Source organism: Paenibacillus sp. BSR1-1 (assembly GCF_030403775.1).
Classification (GTDB): domain Bacteria; phylum Bacillota; class Bacilli; order Bacillales; family Cytobacillaceae; genus Neobacillus.
In genome coordinates, this window is the sequence record NZ_JAQMWQ010000017.1 from 31,866 (window position 1) to 48,759 (window position 16,894).

The 16,894-nt window shown below is 37.4% G+C and carries 17 protein-coding genes and 1 other annotated feature; all 17 genes read right to left on the reverse strand.

What is annotated here, in order from left to right; all coding sequences use genetic code 11:
• Positions 1-44: 44 nt before the first annotated feature.
• The 17 genes from PH210_RS20460 to yqfC all read right to left on the reverse strand — a co-directional run bounded on the left by PH210_RS20460 (position 45) and on the right by yqfC (position 16,836).
• On the reverse strand, positions 45-1,184 hold the full coding sequence (locus PH210_RS20460) for an acyl-CoA dehydrogenase family protein (RefSeq protein ID WP_289988033.1): 1,140 nt from the start codon (positions 1,182-1,184) through the stop codon (positions 45-47).
• Between the two features lie 358 nt (positions 1,185-1,542).
• Positions 1,543-2,673, reverse strand: a complete 1,131-nt coding sequence (rpoD, locus tag PH210_RS20465; RefSeq protein ID WP_289988034.1) for an RNA polymerase sigma factor RpoD — start codon at positions 2,671-2,673, stop codon at positions 1,543-1,545.
• A 43-nt stretch (positions 2,674-2,716) separates the two neighbouring features.
• Entirely contained in the window at positions 2,717-4,525 is a 1,809-nt protein-coding gene (dnaG, locus tag PH210_RS20470; RefSeq protein WP_289988035.1) for a DNA primase, read from the reverse strand.
• A gap of 85 nt (positions 4,526-4,610) precedes the next feature.
• Positions 4,611-4,775, reverse strand: coding sequence for a DUF188 domain-containing protein (locus tag PH210_RS20475; protein ID WP_354670003.1), 165 nt, complete (start codon positions 4,773-4,775; stop codon positions 4,611-4,613).
• A 342-nt stretch (positions 4,776-5,117) separates the two neighbouring features.
• Positions 5,118-5,927 (reverse strand): pyruvate, water dikinase regulatory protein, encoded by an 810-nt coding sequence (locus tag PH210_RS20480; RefSeq protein ID WP_289988036.1) that lies wholly within the window; start codon positions 5,925-5,927, stop codon positions 5,118-5,120.
• A gap of 22 nt (positions 5,928-5,949) precedes the next feature.
• Complete coding sequence (ccpN, locus tag PH210_RS20485) at positions 5,950-6,591, reverse strand: transcriptional regulator CcpN (protein ID WP_289988037.1); 642 nt, start codon at positions 6,589-6,591, stop codon at positions 5,950-5,952.
• A gap of 145 nt (positions 6,592-6,736) precedes the next feature.
• Positions 6,737-8,119, reverse strand: a complete 1,383-nt coding sequence (locus PH210_RS20490; protein ID WP_289988038.1) for a glycine--tRNA ligase — start codon at positions 8,117-8,119, stop codon at positions 6,737-6,739.
• A 65-nt stretch (positions 8,120-8,184) separates the two neighbouring features.
• Positions 8,185-8,372 (reverse strand) — a binding site (T-box leader).
• Between the two features lie 49 nt (positions 8,373-8,421).
• Positions 8,422-9,174 carry a DNA repair protein RecO gene (recO, locus tag PH210_RS20495; RefSeq protein ID WP_289988039.1) on the reverse strand — a complete coding sequence of 251 codons (753 nt, stop codon included), beginning with the start codon at positions 9,172-9,174 and terminating at the stop codon, positions 8,422-8,424.
• 34 nt (positions 9,175-9,208) lie between these two features.
• Positions 9,209-9,352, reverse strand: coding sequence for a YqzL family protein (locus PH210_RS20500; protein ID WP_289988040.1), 144 nt, complete (start codon positions 9,350-9,352; stop codon positions 9,209-9,211).
• Positions 9,353-9,512: 160 nt separating this feature from the next.
• Positions 9,513-10,436, reverse strand: a complete 924-nt coding sequence (gene era / locus PH210_RS20505; protein ID WP_223591328.1) for a GTPase Era — start codon at positions 10,434-10,436, stop codon at positions 9,513-9,515.
• A complete protein-coding gene (locus tag PH210_RS20510) occupies positions 10,426-10,827 on the reverse strand; it encodes a cytidine deaminase (RefSeq protein WP_289988041.1) in 402 nt (133 codons plus the stop codon). The genes era and PH210_RS20510 overlap by 11 nt, the downstream gene beginning before the upstream one ends.
• A 203-nt stretch (positions 10,828-11,030) precedes the next feature.
• The gene (locus tag PH210_RS20515; protein WP_289988042.1) at positions 11,031-11,417 is read right to left on the reverse strand and encodes a diacylglycerol kinase family protein; all 387 of its coding nucleotides are present in this window, start codon (positions 11,415-11,417) and stop codon (positions 11,031-11,033) included.
• Positions 11,395-11,865, reverse strand: coding sequence for an rRNA maturation RNase YbeY (gene ybeY, locus PH210_RS20520; protein WP_223591325.1), 471 nt, complete (start codon positions 11,863-11,865; stop codon positions 11,395-11,397). The genes PH210_RS20515 and ybeY overlap by 23 nt, the downstream gene beginning before the upstream one ends.
• The gene (locus PH210_RS20525) at positions 11,862-14,033 is read right to left on the reverse strand and encodes an HD family phosphohydrolase (RefSeq protein ID WP_289988043.1); all 2,172 of its coding nucleotides are present in this window, start codon (positions 14,031-14,033) and stop codon (positions 11,862-11,864) included. The genes ybeY and PH210_RS20525 overlap by 4 nt, the downstream gene beginning before the upstream one ends.
• Positions 14,034-14,375: 342 nt before the next feature.
• The gene (locus PH210_RS20530; protein ID WP_289988044.1) at positions 14,376-15,344 is read right to left on the reverse strand and encodes a PhoH family protein; all 969 of its coding nucleotides are present in this window, start codon (positions 15,342-15,344) and stop codon (positions 14,376-14,378) included.
• Positions 15,341-16,537, reverse strand: a complete 1,197-nt coding sequence (yqfD, locus tag PH210_RS20535; protein WP_289988045.1) for a sporulation protein YqfD — start codon at positions 16,535-16,537, stop codon at positions 15,341-15,343. The genes PH210_RS20530 and yqfD overlap by 4 nt, the downstream gene beginning before the upstream one ends.
• The gene (gene yqfC, locus PH210_RS20540; RefSeq protein ID WP_223591321.1) at positions 16,534-16,836 is read right to left on the reverse strand and encodes a sporulation protein YqfC; all 303 of its coding nucleotides are present in this window, start codon (positions 16,834-16,836) and stop codon (positions 16,534-16,536) included. Before yqfC ends, yqfD begins: the two co-directional genes overlap by 4 nt.
• Positions 16,837-16,894 lie beyond the last annotated feature (58 nt).

Consider the following 16,894-nt stretch of genomic DNA (forward strand, 5'->3'; position numbering starts at 1 on the left):
TTCAATCTTCTGTTCAGTCTCTTTTATATTCCCCTATTTATTTGTTAACAACCAATTAATCTTGAAATAACCATTCTTTGTACTTCAGAGGTTCCTTCCCCAATTTCAAGCAGTTTGGCATCACGCATCATTCGTTCAACTTGATATTCCTTCATATAGCCATATCCTCCATGAATTTGTACGGCCTGATTCGTTACCTCCATACAAATTTCGGAAGCATATAATTTACACATTGCTGCTTCTTTTGAAAAAGGTCTCCCTTGATCCTTTAACCATGCAGCTTTGTGAACCATTGTACGCGCCAACTCAATTTTCATGGCCATATCTGCTAATTTAAATTGAATAGCTTGGAAAGAAGAAATGGATTTTCCAAATTGTTTTCTTTCCTTAGCATAGGCAAGCGCCTTCTCAAAAGCCCCCTGAGCTATCCCTACAGCCATGGCACCAATACCAATCCTGCCGCCATCAAGAGTAATTAAAAATTGCTTAAAGCCTTCTCCGCGTTTCCCTAAAAGGTTTTCGACCGGTACTCTCACATCCTCTAGAACAAGTTCCGTTGTATTTGATGCATTCAAACCCATTTTTTCATAATTGTCAATTACTGAAAAACCCGGTGCATTCGTTGGAACAATGATCGCGCTTATCTCTTTTTTACCGTCAGATTCACCCGTGATTGCCGTTAAAGCTAAATGGTTTGCATAGCTTGCATTGGTAATAAAGCACTTATTGCCATTAATAATAAATTCACCATTATCCTCTTTAGCTGAGGTTCTAGTGCCTCCTGCATCTGAGCCAGCGTTCGGTTCGGTGAGACCAAAAGCACCGAATGATTCGCCTGTACAAATGGGGGTCAAATATTTTTGTTTTTGCTCTTCGGTTCCAAATAAGTATAGTGGTGCCCCGCCCAAGGAAATGTGCGCAGAATAAGTTATTCCAGTTGAAGCACATGCCCGGCTTAACTCCTCCGTAACAATGGCAAAGCTAACAGTGTCGGCTCCGCCTCCGCCAAATTTTTCAGGGAAAGGAAGTCCCATAATTCCCATATCAGCTAATTTTTTAAATATCTCTACAGGAAATTGTTTTGTTCGATCACGCTCTATCGCACCAGGTGCTACTTCCTCATCAGCAAACTGGCGAATCATCCGTTTTATCATTTCTTGTTCAGAAGTTAAATCGAAATTCATGTCCATCCCCCTAAAACAACTTTGTAATCGCTTTCTTTATTATTATACGGGGATTCATTTAAATTTCTCAACATTTAAAAATTTTTAAAAATATTATATTATCCGAATATAATACAGCACAAATGCTGACGTTTATAAAAATTGCGACTTATTTGTACTATTTTATTATAAAAACAAAATTAATCTTATTCCCACAAAATAAAATGAAATTTTTCCCAATATCAATTTATAGATGGCTATTTGCAAAATGAGAGACAATTCAGTAAAATAAATGAAAACAGAGTAAGTGCTTACATTTCCTATTGTACAAAAAAATAGTTTACTCCTTTTATGAAGTAAACTATTTCAAAGTATATTTTTATTCTAAAAAGTCCTTTAACCGTTTGCTGCGGCTAGGATGACGTAATTTTCTTAAAGCTTTTGCTTCGATTTGACGAATACGCTCACGGGTAACGCCGAAAACCTTCCCAACTTCTTCAAGTGTACGAGTTCGGCCATCATCTAACCCAAAGCGAAGGCGAAGAACATTTTCTTCACGATCAGTTAATGTATCAAGCACATCCTCGAGCTGCTCTTTTAAAAGCTCATATGCTGCATGTTCTGACGGTGAAGTTGCATCCTGATCTTCAATAAAATCGCCAAGATGGGAATCATCCTCTTCACCAATCGGTGTTTCTAAGGAAACAGGTTCTTGGGCAATTTTAAGAATTTCCCTTACTTTATCCGGCGTTAAATCCATGTCTTCACCAATTTCTTCTGGTGTTGGTTCGCGGCCAAGATCCTGAAGTAATTGACGCTGAACTCGAATTAGCTTATTAATCGTCTCAACCATATGAACTGGGATTCGAATCGTTCTTGCTTGGTCTGCAATCGCACGAGTAATCGCCTGACGAATCCACCACGTAGCATAGGTACTGAACTTAAAGCCTTTTTGATAATCAAATTTTTCTACGGCCTTAATTAATCCCATATTACCTTCCTGAATTAGATCAAGGAATAACATCCCACGGCCAACATACCGTTTAGCGATGCTGACAACAAGTCTTAGATTAGCCTCTGCAAGGCGTCGTTTGGCTTCCTCGTCACCTTGCTCAATACGAAGTGCCAACTCTTTTTCCTCGTTAGCGGATAGTAGATCAACCCGGCCAATTTCCTTTAAATACATGCGGACAGGGTCATTGATTTTTACTCCTGGAGGAACACTTAAATCATTTAAATCAAATTCTTCATCATCTTCCTTGGACAGATCCTTTATGTTAGGGTCTTCCTCGTCACTTTCACCGACTAATTCTATTCCCTGATCACCTAAAAAATCATAAAATTCATGCATTTGATCAGATTCTAATTCAAAATTAGCCATTTTTTCGGCTATATCATCATAGGCCAGGACGCCGACTTTTTTGCCCATTTCTGTTAATTGGTCTTTCACTTGTTCAAGAGTTAATTCATTTTCGGCCTCTTTTGAACGGGCTGATTTTTCTGCAGCCATAAGGGAGTCCCTCCTTCCAGAATCAAAAACACATAAAAATTATTTAAAGTGATTTACGCAATTGGTTAATTTCAATTGCAATCACAGCAGCTCTGCTAAAATCACTCTGTCTTTCAGCTTCTTTTAGTTCTAATTCTTTTTCTTTTATTTTTAACAATTTTTGATAATTCAACACCTGTTTGATATAATCAGTTAATTCTTGATTGCTTAACTCATCATTTATCGACATCATTTCAATATTAGCAACCATTCTTCTAAGATTTTCATCTTGAATATAGGTTAAAAATGCGCTCGAATCAGGTTCTGAATGATTTTCATAAAATCCCAATAGATATGTTATTATTGCCTGATGTTCATCGATATTAAACGTGTTCCCTTGTAATAATTCCTGAACCTTGTAAGCAACATCACGGTCTTTTAGCATATGGGCTATTAAGCGCCTTTCTGCAGTGTAATAAGCAGGCTTTAATTCCTCGACGGGCCTTTTTATTACGATCGTCTTATTGATATTCTCATTTTTCCCTGTAGACTTTCTTTTTTCTGAAAAGAAAATCTGCTTTTGCTGTTCTCTTAACGCATCTAAAGAAAGTGAAAATTCAGCTGCGATCTGCCTTAAATAATGATCCCTTTCAACAGCCTTGGTTAATTTGCTTATTTCTTTGATTATTTCTTCGATATAGGCAAGTCTATCTCCTTCAAGCTGAAGATTTTTTCCCCTTCGAAAATAAATAAACTTAAAAGCCATCCAAGTTAAGCTGGCACCGATAACTTCTTTTTGAAATTTATCAGGACCAAACTTTTTAATATATTCATCCGGGTCCATACCATCAGACATCATGGCTACTTTTATTTGAAAGCCAGCTTCGTTAAGGTGATTACCTGCACGGTAGGCAGCCTCAATTCCGGCCTTATCGGAATCGTAACAGATGGTTACAGACTGGACACTTTGCCTTAAAAGGGCGATATGATCATCTGTTAAGGAAGTCCCCATTGTGGCGATGCCATTTTCCACACCAGATCGATCGGCAGCAATTACATCAGCAAATCCCTCAAAAAGGACAGCTTGCTGCATTTTTTTAAGACTTGGTTTTGCTTGATGATAATTGTATAATATCTTGCTTTTATTAAAGATTGCCGTTTCAGGACTGTTTAAATATTTAGGCTCATCAGATCCGAGCGATCTTCCAGAAAAGGCAATCGAATTTCCATTGCGATCAAAGATTGGAAACATGATCCGATCTCTAAACCGATCAAAATACGTCCCATCCCGTTCACGTTTGATAATCAATCCGGCCCTTTCCATCCAGTCAGGTGCAAAATCCCGCTTTGATAGGAATTTTGTAACGAAATCCCAGGAATTTAGGGAATAACCAATTTGGAACTTATCAATCGATTCACGGGTAAATCCTCTGCCTAGCAAATATTCTAATGCATGCTGGCCTTCCTTTGTATTTACGAGCAAGTGATGGTAGAATTTAGTTAATAGTTCATGAGCATCAAGCATAGCTTGCAAATCTTTTGCAATTTTTCTCTCGCCACGAGCTCCTGCAAGATTGATATCAAGATCGATATTTCCTTTGGCAGCAAGCTTAATGGCAGCTTCTTGAAAAGAGATTCCCTCAAGCTCCATTAAAAAAGAAAAAACATTTCCTCCAGCACCACAACCAAAACAATGGAAAATTTGTTTGTCGGGTGATACTGAGAATGATGGTGTGCTTTCACCATGGAAAGGACATAATCCGAAGTAATTTCGCCCTTGTTTTTTCAGTTGTACATAATCGCTGATAATTTCAACAATATCAACTGTCTGACGAATTTGATCAATTTTTTCTTCGGCTATACGATCCGCCATGGAAACAACCTCATTTGTTCTTACATAAATTCTACGTTGAATAACTAAGTTCCTGCAAATTTCGACAAATTTCTTGCTAATTCCATCATGAAATATCCTGAGTAATAACAATGTCCCCAGTTTGTGCATAATTCATAATGAATAAATCCTCCGCTTCCTTTCCAGAATCAACATATTTCCAAGTTGAGTATGTAATTTCTTTCTTAACATGGTGATCATAGAAAGCAATAAAAAGAACTTGTGCAGAAATTTAGAAGCTATTTCGACAATCTCCTCTTTTACCGAGCAGGAATCTGCATCGACAAAAACAGTTGGAATGCCTTTTATATTAGTATTAATTCTACATCACTCTGCATTTTCCTTCTTTAGCTATTAATTTTATAAAAAAGGATTTATGTCGAATTTTTTCAGGAGTTTTTATAGGGACTTACTTGACATCTAACAATAAATAGTTTATTCGTTCACATGCAAGTCTAAACCTAAAAAGTATATTTTTATCACAATTTTTTATTATAGTACAATTAATATCATTTTGCCATAACTTTTTTATTTTCTTTTTTCAATAAAAAACACATAATCTTATGACTATGTGTCAGAGTCTGCCTTTTTGAATATAATTTAAAATAATGTTGGCCGTTTCTTCAACAGCTTTATTGGTAACATCAATGACAGGGCAATGAATTTTTTTCATGACTGTGTCAAAAAAGGTCAATTCCTCTTTGATTCGATCAATATTTGCATAGCTTGCCTTATCGTTTAAACCCAATGAAATCAATCGTTCTCTTCTAATATTGTTTAATTTTTCCGGGCTGATTTTTAAGCCAAAGCATTTCTCAACTGGTACCCTGTAAAGCTCTTCAGGCGGGTCTACCTCTGGTACAAGAGGTACATTGGCCACTTTTAAACGTTTATGTGCTAGGTACTGTGATAGAGGAGTTTTAGAAGTTCTCGATACACCAATTAAGACAATATCCGCTTTAAGGATGCCCCTCGGATCACGCCCATCATCATACTTTACAGCAAATTCAATTGCTTCTACCTTTTTAAAATAATCCTCATCAAGTTTCCTAACAAGACCTGGTTCACACAGCGGGGTCTTTCCGCTAAAGGATTGAATTTGATCCATAATTGGACCAATTAAATCAACAGCAATAATCCCTTCCGCAGATGCCCTTTCCGTTATATATGTACGCATATCTGGTTTGACTAAAGTAAAAGCAACCATTCCTTTATCGAGCGCTACAAGTGAGAGTACCTCATCGATATGTTCCTTGTCTTCAACATATGGGAACCTCTTTAATGTCATTCCGGATCCATTAAATTGGCTGATTGCCGCTTTCGTCACTAATTCCGCTGTTTCCCCGACGGAATCAGATACCACGTAAATGATTGGTATACTCATTCTTCCAAATCCACCCCTCTTTTTATTCATCACCTAATGTAACAAAGGCCTTTGTTATATTTGTTTTCGTTATTCGGCCGATTACTTCAAAACCTTTATCAGATTTTCTAACTACTGGTAAGGAATCAATTTGTTTTTCAATTAATTTTTTAGCAATATCGATTAAGAGATCTTCACGTTCACACATGGTAATATTCGGCATTCTAGTCATGATGATATTGACCGGGATGGTGGAAAGCTCTTGTTTTCCGATACTAGCCCGAAGCAAATCTTTTCTCGATAGTACCCCAACTAGTGAGGAGTTATGGTCCACTACAAATAATGTTCCCACATCTTCAAGGAACATTGTGCAAATAGCATCATAGACGGAAACATTTTCGCTAACAACAACGGGAATGGACTGATAATCCTTAACATAAATTTTTTGCAGATTTTCAGTCAGCAGCTGTGCTCCAGATTTCCCAGTATAGAAATATCCGACTCGCGGCCTGGCATCTAAATAGCCTGCCATTGTTAAAATGGCGAGGTCAGGTCTTAGAGTGGCTCTTGTCAAGCTTAATTGGTCGGCGATATGCTCCCCTGTTATAGGTCCTTTTTCCTTTACTATTTGCAGAATATGTTCCTGTCGCTTAGTCAGTTCGATTGTGCTCACCACCTTATACATAATCGTTATACATTTATAACAATATTATATACTAGTTAATTTTCTTTTGAAATTAATACAGTGGTTAAAACAAACATTAAAGGTGCGGAAGCCCGCACCTTTTTCATTATCCAGTTACAGCGCCAAGGCGCTTCCGCTTTTCTTTTTAAAACACCATTTTCTCCTGTAAGAAGCTGACAAGTTCTGAAATCGGAATACGTGTTTGCTCCATTGTATCACGGTTTCGTACTGTTACCATTTGATCTTCTTTGGAATCAAAGTCATAAGTGATGCAGAACGGTGTTCCAATTTCATCATGACGGCGATATCGTTTACCAATTGATCCCGCTTCATCGTAATCCACTGAAAAATGCTTAGATAATGCAGCAAAAACCTCTCTCGCCTCATCTGACAATTTTTTCGATAACGGCAATACCGCTGCCTTAAATGGTGCTAATGCCGGATGAAAATGCATGACTGTTCTTGTTGTGCCGTCCTCAAGCTGTTCTTCATCATAAGCATCGATTAAGAACGCTAAAGTTACACGGTCTGCACCTAAAGATGGCTCAATACAGAACGGAATATATCTTTCATTTGTTTCAGGATCAATATAGTTGAAATCTTCTCCTGAGAATTCCATATGCTGTTTCAAATCATAATCCGTTCTTGAAGCCACACCCCATAACTCTCCCCATCCAAATGGGAATTTAAATTCAAAATCGGTTGTAGCATTACTGTAATGAGAAAGTTCGTCCTCAGAGTGATCTCTAAGTCTTAAATTTTCTTTAGTAAGCCCTAATGAAAGCAGCCATTGTTCTGCAAATTGCTTCCAATAGTCAAACCATTTTAATTCCTCACCAGGCTTACAGAAAAACTCAAGCTCCATCTGTTCGAATTCTCTTGTTCGGAATGTAAAATTACCTGGTGTAATCTCATTTCGGAAGCTTTTTCCAATTTGGGCGATACCAAATGGCAGCTTCTTTCTCATTGTCCGCTGCACATTTTTAAAGTTAACAAAAATACCTTGAGCAGTCTCTGGGCGTAAGAAAATTTCATTCGTGCTTGATTCAGTAACACCTTGAAAGGTTTTAAACATAAGATTGAATTGGCGAATTCCAGTAAAGTCATGGCTTCCACAGTCTGGACAGGCGATATTATGCTCTTTTACCAGCTCTTCCATTTTTGAAAAAGGCAGGCCGTCTACTACCATTTCGATTCCTTTTTCTTCGAGGGCATTTTCAATTAATTTATCAGCTCGGTGACGGGCTTTACAATTTTTACAGTCAATCATAGGGTCATTAAAGTTTCCGATGTGTCCAGATGCTTCCCAAGTCCGCGGGTTCATCAAAATACTTGCGTCCAAACCGACATTGTACTGTGACTCTTGAACAAACTTTTTCCACCAAGCCTGCTTGATATTATTTTTAAATTCAACGCCTAATGGGCCGTAATCCCAAGTGTTTGCTAATCCGCCGTAAATTTCTGATCCCGGAAAAATAAATCCCCTGTGTTTTGCGTGCGATACAATTTGCTCCATTGTTACTTTCATTTTAAAAGCTCCTTTAATAGTTTTTTCTGCAAATAAAAAACTCTCATCCCTATGCTTACAATAAGCATAGGGACGAGAGTTACCCGCGGTTCCACCCTATTTGCTGCTAAATTAGCAGCCTCCTTAAAATGTGTTGATCAACACATGTTATTGCTCAGGAACGCCTTCGTTAGTGCCCTATCCCCTAGCTTCCACTGTCCTAGGTTCGCTTTTATAGAGTTTACTAAGTACTACTCTCCATCAACGCAATTATTAATTTTAAAGAAAATATTAACTAAAAGTTGAAAAAATGTCAATAGTAACTATAATAAATTACGAAATTGGGCCATAGAGTTGAGAAACTTCTTGGTTTTAAGATGCAGACCAGAATATTCTTCATAATAGGCGGAAATGACATTTTTTAATTCTGCTTTCGTTTCTTCTTTTACAGAAATATTCCCTAACCTAGAAAGATCAAAATAATAAAATAGCCGTAATAATTTCACGGCCGCTGGTGATAATTTAAAATGGTACGGATCTTTTCCAAGGCATCGGTGGCAAATAAATCCGCCTTCACGAATGGAAAAAGAAAAATGCCCGTCTGTACTGCCGCAAACGGAACATTGATTTAACACCGGATACAACCCCATCACATTTAACATTTTCATTTCATAAATATTCATAAGAATATCTGGGTCATAGCCTTCATTCATATAATTGAGTGTTTGATGAAGCAGTTCAAAATGAAAAGGATTAGGCTTCTTTTCCTCTGTACATTTATCAGTTAATTCGACAATATAACTTGCATAAGCAGTTAAGAAAATATCCTCACCAATGGAACGCATAGAAGAAATCATTTCACCCTGCTGCATGCTGCCTAATCCAGAACCTTTTTGAACTAGAAAATAACCATGAGTGAAAAGCTGGGTAATGGAAGAAAGGCGGCTATTAGGCTTCTTTGCTCCCCTAGCCATTATACCAACCTTTCCCCATTCCCTCGTATATAATGTTACAATTTTATTGGTTTCACCATAATCTGTTGTTCTAATGACGATGCCTTCACACTTCTGAAGCATAAATGTCACCTTCTAAAGAGCGCGAAAGACTTGCTTATGAAACGGGAAAATCTATTTGTGCTAGCTTTTCATCAAGATTACCGGGTATTTCTTGGTTTTCCTTCTCAAGCTCTTTAAAGAGAAGATATGTGTCAATATTCCCTGTCTGGGTAAATACTTTCCACGTAAAATCCATCATCGAAAACCCCACCTTTCATTATTTAGACTAGCCTAAAGTTCAATCCCAAACCTTACATTTATCATAGCCTGCCTGCGCAAAAATCATAAGACGAAAAAATTGTTAATGTTGTCCATGCATAATCTTGTCAATTAATTAATATTTTAGTTAGGGTTATTCATCAGTATTCATCTTCATTAAAGCCATAATCACGAAGCTGGGACATCTTATTGCGCCAGTCTTTCTGAACCTTTACCCATAATTCTAAAAACACCTTAGACCCTAGAAGATTTTCAATATCTACGCGAGCCCGCTTGCCGATTTCCTTTAACATGCTGCCTTTTTTTCCAATGATAATACCTTTCTGAGAATCCCTTTCCACTATGACCGTTGCCATGACATGAATTATATCCTTACCTTCTTGACGCTCCATTTTGTCTAATACAACAGCTAAGGAGTGTGGAATTTCTTCTCTAGTCAGGTGTAGTGCTTTTTCCCTGATTAGTTCGGTAATGATGAATCGTTCCGGATGATCTGTAACTTGGTCTGCCGGATAGTATTGCGGCCCTTCAGGTAAAAAGGATTTAATTTGTGTAAGCAAACGTTCAACATTATTACCTTCTAGTGCAGATATCGGCACTATTTCTTCAAAGTTATATTTTTCCTTATACGATTCAATAATCGGCAATAAATCATCAGGATGAATTTGATCAATTTTATTTATTACAAGAAAGATTGGAGTGCTTACGGTTTGAAACTTTTCAAGGATAAATTCTTCACCACGGCCAAATCCCTCTTCAGCATTTACCATAAAAAGAATTAAATCAACTTCTTTTAATGTATTTTGTGCAACTTTCATCATAAAATCGCCCAATTTGTGTTTTGGTTTATGAATACCTGGTGTATCAATAAAAACCATTTGGGTATCTGAAAGTGTAAGGACGCCTTGAATCTTGTTGCGGGTTGTCTGCGGCTTATCGCTCATAATAGCAATTTTTTGACCAATCACCCGATTGAGAAACGTAGATTTTCCAACATTAGGCCGGCCGATAATCGAAATAAATCCAGATTTATAGCCTTTATTTGTAATGGTATTATTTTGCATGCAGATCCTCCGGTGAAAAAGCGCCAGGCAATAAATCTTCGACAGTCATTTCTTGAATATCACCTTTTAGATTTGTTAAAACCACTTTCATCTCTTTTGGGCATAATTCAGAAATAACCTGCCTGCATGCCCCGCATGGAGAACAAGGCCGCTCAGTATCGGCAATAACCGCCAGCATTTGAAAATCCTTATCCCCTTCTGAAAGCGCTTTAAAAAGGGCAGTCCGTTCTGCGCAGTTACACATACTGTAGGCAGCATTCTCTATATTACAGCCCTTATATACTTTTCCATCTGTTGTTAATAATGCTGCTCCTACTCCAAACTTTGAATAAGGAACATAGGCTTTTTCTCTTGCACTTTTTGCTTCTTCAATTAGTTGAACAATGTTCACTAGTTTTTCTTCCTTTCCAGCAGAAACCTGCTGTGTCTTTATTTTACATTAAAAATCAGAGAAAATCATTAGTTGTAAATAAAAAGTAATAAAAAATTTTAAAAAGTTAGAATTTTCTCATAAATGTATTTGTCTTAAAAATTTCTTGTTGATTAGTCATTTTACCGAAATAAATTTCCCTTTTCAAATCCGTACTTCGAAAGTTAGAAAAGACTAAATAAATACGGTAAAAAGATCACTATCCCAATTATGACCGAAAGTATAGCATACACAAAAACTGCACCTGCTGCCAAATCTTTCGCTTGTTTTGCCAATGGGTGATATTCTAAGGTTGCCAAGTCAACTACCCGTTCTATTGCGGTATTCATTAGCTCAAGCGCAAACATTCCGCCTATTGAAATAAGAACAAACAACCACTCAATCTTCGTAATAGAAAAGAAATACGAAAAGAATAAAACAACTACCGAGCTAATAGCATGAATTCGCATATTTCGCTCCGATTTAAGAGCAGTCAAGATTCCAGTAATAGCATAGGTAAATGACCTGATTAACGGAATAATCTTTTTCTTATCTAATGAGTCCATATTCATTTAAAATATCCTTTTGCAGCGTGAACATTTCTTTTTCTTCTTCCTCGGTCATATGGTCATAACCCAATAAGTGCAAGAATCCATGGACAGCTAAAAAACCAAGCTCGCGCAAAAAATCGTGTCCATATTCTTCTGCCTGCTCTTTTGCTTTTGGAACGGAGATGATGATATCTCCTAACACACGAGGCATATCAGCCCCAATCAAAGCGACTTCACCTTCTCCCATCTCCTCCATCGCGAAAGAAATAACATCCGTTGGAGCATCCTTATCCCGATATTCACGGTTAATTTCATGAATTCGCTCATTTGAAACAAAAGTGACGGATACTTCACTATGTTCTTCAATGTTTTGTTTATTAGCAGCAAAATTTATGAGTCTTTCTATTTCAAGCATTTGCTCGTCTGATAATTCATTCGTTTCATCAACACTATCAATAAGTAATGTCATGCTTGCTTCACCTTCTTATTCATTTCTGGATATTCGATCCTGGAATGGAAAATTCCCTTCAATGTTTCACATAAAGTGTGGGAAACGATTTCAATCTCTTTCATTGTGATATCACATTCGTTTAACTGGCCATCTTGGAGGCGGTCGGCAACTATTTTTTTGACTAACGACTCAATTATTTCCGGTGTAGGTTGTGATAAAGAGCGGACAGCGGCTTCTACACTGTCGGCGATGCCCACCACAGCAGATTCTTTTGTCTGAGCTTTAGGACCAGGATAACGAAATTCCTCTTCCTTTATCTCTTCACCATTTTGATTCGCCTTATGATAAAAAAATTTCAATAGCGTTGTACCATGATGCTGCTCGGCGATATCAATAAGTTCTTTTGGCATATGGTATTTCCTCAAAATATTTGAACCATCAATGACATGGGCAATAATGATTTGTGCACTTTTTTCCGGCGGCAAACGATCATGGGGATTGTCATGATGCATTTGATTTTCTATAAAAAAGTTTGGCCTTTTGGTTTTACCAATATCATGATAATAGCTTCCGACCCTTGCTAATAACCCATTTGCACCTATTGCTTCACAGGCAGATTCTGCTAAGTTAGCGACCATCACACTATGATGATATGTTCCTGGTGCCTCCATTAAAATCTTTCTAAGGAGTGGATGATTGGGATTAGATAATTCAATTAACCGCATAGTCGACAAAATTCCAAAACTTGTTTCAAAAAACGGAAGTAATCCAATTGTCAGTACAGCTGAACCAATTCCTGAAATTAGGGCCGTAATACAATAGTACCCATATTCCAGTCCGGTAAATTGGCCATTTGGTATATACATCAAAGCCAAAATAGTCAATAAATTGATAATGGCTGCAAATGAACCCGCCTGGAGAATTTTTGAGCGCTGATTTTGATTTGTCAAAAACAAGATTCCCGCTAATGCACTAAAGAGAATATAAATTCCCACCGAAAAGTTAAGTGAGCCAGTCACACCCTCATTAAATAAAATACTTCCACAAACAGCAAAAATAATCGCCATCAGGATTGCCAGCTTCTCATCAATTAATATTTTAATCAGCATTCCCCCCATCGCAGCAGGGAATAGATAGCCAATCCAAGAATAATTATATACTTGGAGCATGCTAATAATTTTCAAAATAAAAATCGAAAGAGTGAAAATCATGCCGTACAATAACAAATAGGTTTGCCTTTTATCCGGAGCAATTTTCATTTGATAAAAATAATAATAGATGCCAGAAAGAATAATCCCAATTAATACCATTAGGCCAATGTATGGTTTAAAGGATTTTTCATTATTAATTAACCCCACGAGCTTTAATTGCCGATAAATATCCTGGTTTATCAGTTCGCCCTCTTCCACAATAATTTGCCCCTGAAGAATTTTTACAGGCTCTACACTTTCTGCTGCCTGCTGTCTTAGCTCCTCTGTCGCAACAGGATCATAAAATTCATTTTGAATGACCGCATATCTTCCCAGTTCGATAGCAGCAAGCCGTAAATTACCGTTCAAAGCCGAAAATTTTAGTTCCTCTTCCACTCTTTTCTTTGCATTTTCTACGTCATCAGCAGAAATTCTTTTATTCATCACATTATTAATGGCTGTCACGGTCAAATCCTTTGCAATGGACAACTCATCATGCCCAGCTTGTACTAAAGCAGAAAAAACCTGATCAGAAAGCTCCTTAGTCACATTAGGAGGAAATTTCCCTTTTAATCTTGTTACTTTTTCTTCGGCACTAGGTTCAGAAATAGCAGGCTGCTCGTCAGTGGCTGCCGCTTCTTGTTTCTTCATTTCATCTTTAACTTCATCATCTACTTCAATTGCGGATTCGAAGATAGAAGTGATTAAATCCACTCGGTTTTGCGTATATTCCTTTTTTAAGGCATATACATCCTGAACTTGATCAAGAGCATCTTTTCGTTTGTTTTCAGTAGATTTCTTGTCCTCAACGGTTCCTGGGGAACGAATAGTTTTTTCAGCAACAGAAAACAAGCTTAAATCCACTTTTTCAGGCTTTACATTACTAAACAGGGCGGCATATAACACAGCCCCTAAAACCAGAAAAAAGAGAACTCGAAAAAAGGTTATATCGAGCAGCTTCCGTATCCGTATGAAGTATTGCTGCAGTTTATCCAACCAAATCCCTCCAACCACGGCCAATGAAAATTCTGTTTCAATGAGTTTTCAACTGAATTTAGTTAAAAGTACACGTTATGTAAAATGATAACAGTTTTTCTGTCAAGTTTCATCTTTTTATAAGAGGCTCTTTTCGTAAACTTTTTTTCTTTTAGAACTTATTAAGGGTCATTTACAAAGTTTCTAGGCAATTTTCACAAATGACCTTACGAAAAGATGCCACGAAGGAATCTGGTTAAACGGGTTGATGAACTTATACGAAAAACAACAAATTTTGCGAAAATAGCCTAATAAAAATCAAAAAGGGATAAACCTTTACCGGTGCATCCCTTTACGAGTGAATTAGTTTTGTTTTGCCTTTTTTTCATAAGCATCGATGATTTTTGCAACCAGAGGATGACGGACAACGTCACTCTGTTCTAAAAAGACAAAGGATAGTCCCTTTACATTTAGGAGAATCTCTTCGGCCATAATTAAGCCGGATTTTGCTCCTTTGGGCAGATCAATTTGTGTTTGATCGCCGGTAATAACCATTTTAGATCCAAAGCCCAATCTGGTTAAAAACATTTTCATTTGTGCGTGAGTGGTATTCTGAGCCTCGTCTAAAATAACAAAGGCATCATCCAATGTACGCCCTCTCATATAGGCTAATGGAGCAATTTCAATGGTTCCGCGTTCAATTAATCTTTGTGTATGTTCTGCACCTAATACGTCATGTAAAGCATCATAAAGAGGTCTTAAATAAGGGTCGACCTTCTCTTTTAAATCTCCGGGAAGGAATCCAAGGCTTTCCCCTGCTTCAACAGCCGGCCTTGTTAAGATAATTTTATTTACTTGCCCATTCTTTAGGGCATTGACTGCCATCACAACGGCAAGGTATGTTTTCCCTGTTCCTGCTGGGCCAATACCAAACACTAAGTCATTTTTCTTAATAGCCGTTACATACTGCAGCTGCCCCAATGTTTTAATTCTTATTGTTTTCCCTTTTACGTTTTTAGCAATTTCTTCATCATACAAATTTACAAAATAATCGAGCGTTCCCTTATTTGCCATTTCGATGGCATAGATAACATCCCGCTGGCTAATGTTAATTCCCTTTCGGATGACAAACATTAAGCGATCTAAAATTTGCCCGGCCAAGGATACCTTGTCCTCATCACCTGACAAACTTACGGATTCACCTCTGGTAATGATCGAAACGCCAAGCTCCTGCTCAATGATTTTTAAATTTTGATCAGAATTTCCTAGCAGCGTAATTGCCTCTGCAGGATTTTCAAGCTGTACATTGATCGTTGTTAATTTTTCTGTCATTCATGAGTCTCCTTGGAAATCGGTGCCCCGACTGCAATGTTTTCTATTATCTTAAAATGGATATCTAGTATAACCTTACCATTTTTAATTGCTTTGTGTAAAATTTTTTCATCTTTAATGATAGCATCTTCATCTAATTGGCTTTTTATTTGTTTTTTAGCCAGCTCCAGTGCATTTTGCTCAGCCTCTTCATTCGTATAGGTTCGTGTGAATTCTTCTCGTTCCCGAATTGTTTTATGAATATAGGAAACAGGAAGCTCCCATTTTAAGAAATGAATTTTATGAACAGTCTTTTCCGTTTCGAACTTTTTAAAGCCATGTTCTCCAAAGCCCCAAATGGGGACTTCTAACTTCCCAAATGACAGATAATACTTTTGTTTTTCTTTCCCATTAAAAACATTAAAATTCGTTTTAAAAGGGAGTTCTACATGGCTTTTATACCAGGTTTCTCCCCAAACCTCACCTTGAGCAGAAACTAATTCCGGTTTTAGGCCATCTTCACCGATTATTCCGGATACTAATAGTTGTCCTGCCTCCACATGATCATTCCTATCCACAACCTTTTGGCCATATTCAATATCCATTTTTACAATGATAGCCTTCTTTTTCGCGATTAGGTTCTGTGGTAATAATTGTTTCTGCTTTTTCGGCTCGTTTTTTTCCACCACTTGAAGGTGGTAGGTTGTCCCTTTTAATTCCACACCAACCCATGTAAGGTCGCCAACATTATTGGTTAACCGTCTTTGAATTCCTTCCACATTATCAACAAAAAACTGGAGCTTGCCAATCTTTACACCCATCTTGTCCAATTCTTTCCGAATCTGGTATTCAGTAGCAGGTTTTGCTCCTTTTATCTCAATTCCCCATATGACATTGGATAAAAGCAAAAGGATGAACAGAAAAATTCCTGCCCCAATTAAAAATCCGCTGTTTTTTAATAATCTTTTAAAAAGAAAAGGGACGCCGCTTCTTTGCAAAAAGGATATGTTACACTCACTATGTCTCGCATAGTGCCTGATGTTCTTAGCATCCTCTAGTCTCATTTTAAAGGTAATGGTCTCTGTACCATGCCTCTTAATATTCCAAATATGCAAACCGTTTCTGGCTAAAATATTTAAAAAACGTTCAACCCCCTTTCCTGAGACTTTTACAGTTACTCTGCCAAATATAAATTCTATCCACTGGTTCTTCATTTTGCTCCTCCCGGATTATCAGTTATATATATGACCTGATCGATTTTCCCTTCGAGTAACACCTCTTCAGGTAAAAATGTTTTAATAACGAAGGATTTTCCTTTTATCAATAATTGCCCTTGCTTTAAAAGCAGACGGAGTTCTTTATCTGTGTATGCCAGCAAGCCGCGATGATTCTCTATATAAATATGAATCTGCCCAATCATGGTGATACGGGGTAAATCCATCATGACATCTTGAGGAAGATCCATTTTTTTAGCCATCCAATTTCGGACTTTCTGGCCCCATTTTTTCGCCATAAAAAAAGAACCCCCTTTCATCTCATATGTATGAAATGAAATAGGGTTCTAGCACATT

Bases quoted from the DNA above. Each gene is read 5' to 3' on its own strand.
- PH210_RS20460 (WP_289988033.1), bottom strand. From the start codon at position 1,184: ATGAATTTCGATTTAACTTCTGAACAAGAAATGATAAAACGGATGATT.
- era (WP_223591328.1), bottom strand. From the start codon at position 10,436: ATGCAAAATAATACCATTACAAATAAAGGCTATAAATCTGGATTTATT.
- dnaG (WP_289988035.1), bottom strand. From the start codon at position 4,525: ATGGCGGATCGTATAGCCGAAGAAAAAATTGATCAAATTCGTCAGACA.
- PH210_RS20490 (WP_289988038.1), bottom strand. From the start codon at position 8,119: ATGAAAGTAACAATGGAGCAAATTGTATCGCACGCAAAACACAGGGGA.
- PH210_RS20480 (WP_289988036.1), bottom strand. From the start codon at position 5,927: ATGAGTATACCAATCATTTACGTGGTATCTGATTCCGTCGGGGAAACA.
- recO (WP_289988039.1), bottom strand. From the start codon at position 9,174: ATGCTTCAGAAGTGTGAAGGCATCGTCATTAGAACAACAGATTATGGT.
- yqfC (WP_223591321.1), bottom strand. From the start codon at position 16,836: ATGGCGAAAAAATGGGGCCAGAAAGTCCGAAATTGGATGGCTAAAAAA.
- ybeY (WP_223591325.1), bottom strand. From the start codon at position 11,865: ATGACATTACTTATTGATAGTGTTGATGAAACGAATGAATTATCAGAC.
- rpoD (WP_289988034.1), bottom strand. From the start codon at position 2,673: ATGGCTGCAGAAAAATCAGCCCGTTCAAAAGAGGCCGAAAATGAATTA.
- PH210_RS20515 (WP_289988042.1), bottom strand. From the start codon at position 11,417: ATGAATATGGACTCATTAGATAAGAAAAAGATTATTCCGTTAATCAGG.
- yqfD (WP_289988045.1), bottom strand. From the start codon at position 16,537: ATGAAGAACCAGTGGATAGAATTTATATTTGGCAGAGTAACTGTAAAA.
- PH210_RS20530 (WP_289988044.1), bottom strand. From the start codon at position 15,344: ATGACAGAAAAATTAACAACGATCAATGTACAGCTTGAAAATCCTGCA.
- PH210_RS20500 (WP_289988040.1), bottom strand. From the start codon at position 9,352: ATGATGGATTTTACGTGGAAAGTATTTACCCAGACAGGGAATATTGAC.
- ccpN (WP_289988037.1), bottom strand. From the start codon at position 6,591: ATGTATAAGGTGGTGAGCACAATCGAACTGACTAAGCGACAGGAACAT.